The sequence below is a fragment of the Saccharopolyspora antibiotica genome (assembly GCF_047200635.1).
Lineage (GTDB): Bacteria > Actinomycetota > Actinomycetes > Mycobacteriales > Pseudonocardiaceae > Saccharopolyspora_C.
This window is the reverse complement of the sequence record NZ_JBJZOI010000046.1, coordinates 1-5,070: the sequence shown is the minus strand read 5'-3', so window position 1 is coordinate 5,070 and position 5,070 is coordinate 1. Positions and strand designations below refer to the sequence as shown.

General features: G+C 72.7%; 4 protein-coding genes. All 4 read right to left on the bottom strand.

Going from position 1 to position 5,070, the window contains the following annotated elements; all coding sequences use genetic code 11:
- Positions 1-64: 64 nt before the first annotated feature.
- Genes ACL03H_RS23800 through ACL03H_RS23785 form a run of 4 tightly spaced genes read right to left on the bottom strand, consistent with a single transcriptional unit; the run spans position 65 to position 4,996 of the window.
- Positions 65-652, bottom strand: coding sequence for a sarcosine oxidase subunit gamma (locus ACL03H_RS23800; protein ID WP_412813540.1), 588 nt, complete (start codon positions 650-652; stop codon positions 65-67).
- On the bottom strand, positions 645-3,485 hold the full coding sequence (locus tag ACL03H_RS23795) for a 2Fe-2S iron-sulfur cluster-binding protein (RefSeq protein ID WP_412813539.1): 2,841 nt from the start codon (positions 3,483-3,485) through the stop codon (positions 645-647). Before ACL03H_RS23795 ends, ACL03H_RS23800 begins: the two co-directional genes overlap by 8 nt.
- Entirely contained in the window at positions 3,482-3,751 is a 270-nt protein-coding gene (locus tag ACL03H_RS23790; RefSeq protein ID WP_412813538.1) for a sarcosine oxidase subunit delta, read from the bottom strand. The genes ACL03H_RS23795 and ACL03H_RS23790 overlap by 4 nt, the downstream gene beginning before the upstream one ends.
- Before the next feature lie 12 nt (positions 3,752-3,763).
- The gene (locus ACL03H_RS23785; RefSeq protein WP_412813537.1) at positions 3,764-4,996 is read right to left on the bottom strand and encodes a sarcosine oxidase subunit beta family protein; all 1,233 of its coding nucleotides are present in this window, start codon (positions 4,994-4,996) and stop codon (positions 3,764-3,766) included.
- Positions 4,997-5,070 lie beyond the last annotated feature (74 nt).

Here is a 5,070-nt window from a genome sequence, read left to right as displayed (position 1 = left end):
CACCTCGGTCATGAGCTGACTTCCCTTCGTAGTTCGCGAGATGTTCCCAGCAGAGGCCCGCACGTCAACCGCCGTACTCGGCGGCGGCGTCCACGAGCCAGTCGGCCACGTAGCGCGCGAACGACGAGCGCACCACCAGCCAGTAGGTCGGCACCGACACGTCCCGGCACACCAGGATCACCGCGGCCCGCGCCAGCATCGTCTGCGCGCAGCGGCCCGCGCCGAAGCTGCGCGGGTGCAGGTCCAGCGCGCAGCCGGTGTTGAGCAGGTCCCGCGCGTGCGGGCCCGAGACCTCCAGGATCGTGCGGTGCGCCGAGACGTCGACGACCGCGCCGTGCTCCTCGCCCAGCGCCGAGCGCAGGGTGTCCATCGTGGACTCCGCCGAGCCCTCCGGTCCGATCAGCAGCCACTCGTCCGGCCCCAGGCCGAGCACGTGCGCCCCGTCGGCGTGCACCACCACCCCCGGCTGCGAGGGCAGCATCGCGTCGATCGCGGTGCCGATCCGCTCCGCCGCCGTCCCCTTCGGATCCACCCGAAGCGTGATCTGCGCGCGGAACGGGACCTCGGTGATGTGCACGGTGTCCGGTCCGGAACGCGCGGCGAGGACGTCCGCGCGGGAGGTCAGCGGGGACTCGCCGTAGGGTTCAGCCATCGCGGCGCGCTCCTTCCTTGTCGTAGAAGACGGGTTCGGTGACCTCCAGCGCGACGAGCTCGCCGCCCACCGGGCTGAAGATCGTCTGCCCGATGCGCTCCCGCCCGCCCTTGACCAGCGCCAGGCAGAACGAGCCATCGAGCACCGCGCTTCGGTAGCTGGAGGTGACGTGCCCGAGCATCGGCACCGGCGGCGCGGGCAGCTCCGCGTCGGCCACCAGCTGCGAGCCCTCGGGCACCAGCACCCCGGCGTCGGCGGGACGCAACCCGACCAGGTGCTTGCGGTCCGGTCGCTCGTTGTCGGCGCGGGCGAAGGACCGCTTGCCGAGGAAGTCGGCCTTCTTCTTCGACACCGCCCACCCCATCCCGAGGTCGTGCGGGGTGACGGTGCCGTCCGTGTCCTGCCCGACGATCGGGAAGCCCTTCTCGGCGCGCAGCACGTGCATCGCCTCGGTGCCGTACGGGGTGATCCCGAACCGGCGGCCGGCGGCGTGGATCGCCTCCCACACCTCGCGGCCGTACCACCAGGGAACGTTGATCTCGAAGGCCAGCTCGCCGGAGAAGCTGATCCGGCACACCCGGGCCCCGCGACCCGCGACGATGCCGTCCTGCCAGGACATGAACGGGAACGATTCGTTGTCCAGGGCCAGGTCCCGGGACACCTCGGCCAGCACCTCGCGGGAGCGCGGTCCGGCGAGGGCGATGGTGGCCCACTGCTCGGTGACCGAGGTCAGGTGCACCCGCAGGTGCGGCCACTCGGTCTGCGACCACTCCTCCAGCCACTCCAGCACACCGGCGGCCCCGCCGGAGGTGGTGGAGATCAGGTAGTGGTGCTCGCCGGTGCGCGTGACGGTGCCGTCGTCGAAGACCATGCCGTCGGCGGTGCACATCAGCCCGTAGCGGATCCGGCCGGGCTTCAGGGTGCTCATCTTGTTCGTGTAGACCAGATCCAGGAACTCGGCCGCGTCCGGGCCCTGCACGTCGATCTTGCCGAGGGTGGAGACGTCCTGCATCCCCACGCCGGTGCGCACCGCGCGGCACTCGCGCAGCACCGCGGTCTCCAGGTCCTCGCCCGGAAGCGGGTAGTACCAGGGTCGCTTCCACTGGCCCACGTCCTCGAACGGAGCGCCGTGCGCCACGTGCCAGTCGTGCATCGCGGTCACCCGCACCGGGTCGTAGAGCTCCCCCCGGTCCCGCCCGGCCAGCGCGGCGAAGGTCACCGGCGTGTAGGGGGCGCGGAAGGTCGTGGTCCCCGAGGGGCCGTCCTGGCCGAGCAGCTGGGCGATGATCCCCGTGGTGAGCACGCCGGAGGTCTTGCCCTGGTCGTGCGCGGTGCCGATCGTGGTGTAGCGCTTGACGTGCTCCACCGAGTCCAATCCCGCCCCGACCGCCCGGCGCACGTCGGCGACGGTGGCGTCCCGCGCCAGGTCGACGAACTGGTGCTCCCCCGCCGAATCGGCCGGGCTGGGCAGCAGCCAGGTGGTGCGTCCGGGCAGCACCGACGGGCTGGTGGCGGCGGGCAGCACGCCCGGTTCGGCCTCGAAACCGGCCGCCCGCGCGGCCTCCGCTCCCGCGTCGGCCCCGCTGCGCAGGCACTCGGCCGTGCCGAACAGCCCGGCCGCCGCCCCCGCGGAGCGCGCGGCGCGCAACCCGGGCTCGGGGACGAACGCGCCGATCTCCTCGGCGTAGCGCAGCCCGCCCCGCTGCTGGCCGTGCAGGTGCACCGCGGGGCTCCAACCGCCGGAGACCAGCAGCAGGTCGCAGCGGATCACCTGGCGCACGGTCGTCAGGTCGTTGCCCCCCGGGTGCAGCCCGGCCAGGTGGGCGGTGGCGACCCGCTCGGTGCCGGTGGTGCCGACGACGGCGGCCTCGGTGCGGACGCGGATGCCGCGCTCGATGCACAGCGAGGTCCAGTACGTCGGGGCCGACTCCCGGACGTCGACCACCGCGGCGATCTCCACGCCCGCGTCGTGCAGGTCGATCGCCGCCGCGTAGGCGCTGTCGTTGGTGGTGAACACGACCGCCCGGCGACCGGGCAGCACGCCGTAGCGGTGCAGGTAGGTCCGGGCCGCGGAGGCCAGCATCGTGCCGGGCCGGTCGTTGTTGGCGAACACCAGGGGACGCTCGTGGGCTCCGGTCGCGAACACCACCTCGCGGGCGCGGATCCGCCAGATCCGCTCCCGGCTCGGCGCGTCCTCGCCGCGGTGCTGCACGGCCACGAAGTAGTTGTCCTCGTAGTGGCCGAACACCGAGGTGCGGGTCAGCACGCGCACCTCGGGGAAGGTCGCGAGCTCGGCCAGCGCCCGCCCCACCCATTCGGTCGCGGGCTCGTGGTCCAGCTGCTCCCCGCTGCCCAGCAGCGCGCCGCCGACCTCCACGTCGGCGTCGGCGAGGATCACCCGCGCACCGCTGCGGGCGGCGCTGAGCGCGGCGGCCAGCCCGGCCGGCCCACCGCCGACGACGAGCACCTCGCAGTGCGCGTGCATCGCGTCGTAGCGCGCCGGGTCGGGCTCGGCCGCCAACCGTCCTTGACCGGGCAGCCCGGTGGCCACCAGGCCGTCGCGCAGCTCGACCGCGGTGGCGGTGAGCATCGGCTCCGGGAACGGCTCCTCGATCTGCACCAGCGCGTTGGGCTCCTCGGGCCCGGCCGCGAAGATCCCGCGCGGGCGGCCGAGCTTGATGCTGGTGGCGACCTGGTGCACCCCGTTGGCCAGCAGCGCGGACGCGAGCGTGTCGCCCTCCCGGCCCTGGTAGTCCTGCCCGTCGAAGCGGAACCGGACGGGGCGCTCGTGCTGGACGCGGCCCCTCCCGGCAAGCCTGAACTCCTCGCTCACCTCGTCACCGTCCTCATCGCCGCGTCGGTGCGGATCTCGTTGGTGGTGGTGTCCCGGTGCACGGTGAACCAGCGGCGGCATCCGGCGCGGTGCGACCACCGCTCGTGGAACACGCCCTTCGGATTGGCGCGGTAGAACAGGAATCGCGCCCAGTCCTCATCGGACACCGCGTCCGGGTCCGCCGGGTAGCGGACGTCGGCCTGGCCGCCGTAGTGGAACTCGGCCTCGTCGCGCGGTCCGCACCACGGGCAGGGGATCAGCAGCATGGTCGGACTCCTTCAGTGCGCGACGCCCGCGGCGCCGTGCTCGTCGACGAGGGCTCCGGTGGTGAACCGCTCCAGCCCGAACGGGGCGTTGAGCGGGTGCGGCTCGTCGTGGGCGATGGTGTGCGCGTAGCACCAGCCCACGCCGGGGGTAGCCTTGAAGCCTCCGGTCCCCCAGCCGCAGTTGACGTAGAGGCCGTCGAACGGCGTGCGGCCCACGATCGCCGACGCGTCCGGGGTGACGTCGACGACGCCCGCCCAGGTCCGCAGCACGTGCGCGCGGGCGAACACCGGGAACAGCTCCACCGCCGCGGTCATCTCGCGCTCGATGGTGTGGAAGGCCCCGCGCTGGCCGTAGGAGTTGTAGGAGTCGATGCCCGCGCCCAGGACGAGTTCTCCCTTGTGCGCCTGGCTGACGTACACGTGCACCGAGTTCGACATGACGACCGTGGGGTGCACGGGTTCGAGCAGTTCGGACACCAGCGCCTGCAGCGGGTGGCTCTGGATCGGCAGCGGCAGCCCGAGGGTGTCGGCGAGCACCGAGGTGTGCCCGGCAGCGGCCAGCGCGACCTTGCCCGCCCGGATGTTCCCCCGGGTGGTCTCGACGCCGACGACGCGATCGCCGACCGTCTCGAACCCGGTCACCCGGCAGTTCTGCACCAGGTCCACACCCATCCGGTCCAGGGCGCGGGCGAAGCCCCAGGCGACGTGGTCGTGCTTGGCGATGCCCGCGCGGGGCTGCCAGGTCCCGCCGAGCACCGGGTAGCGCAGCTCGTGCGAGGTGTTCAGGATCGGGCAGATCTCCTTGACCTGCGCGGGATCCAGCCATTCGGCGTCGATGCCGTTGAGCCGGTTCGCCTCCGCCCGGCGGCGGCTGTCGCGCACCTCCTGCAACGAGTGCGCCAGGTTCAGCACGCCGCGCTGGGAGAACAGCAGCGGGTAGTCCAGCTCCTCCTCCAGCCCCTCCCAGAGCTTCAGCGCGTGCTCGTAGAGCCCGGCGCTCTCGTCCCAGAGGTAGTTGGAGCGGATGATCGTGGTGTTGCGGGCCATGTTCCCGCCCGCGAGCCAGCCCGACTCCAGCACGGCGACGTTGGTGATCCCGTGGTTGACGGCGAGGTAGTAGGCGGTGGCCAGCCCGTGCCCCCCGCCTCCCACGATCACCACGTCGTAGGACCGCTTCGGATCCGGGGAGCGCCACAGCCGGTCCGGGTGCTCCGGCAGGTCGGCGCCGGGGGTGCGTGGTGGCATCACAGCGCTCCGTTCAGGTCGGGGTAGAGGGGGAATTTGGTTGCGAGGGTGTCGACGCGGTGGTGGAGGTGTGC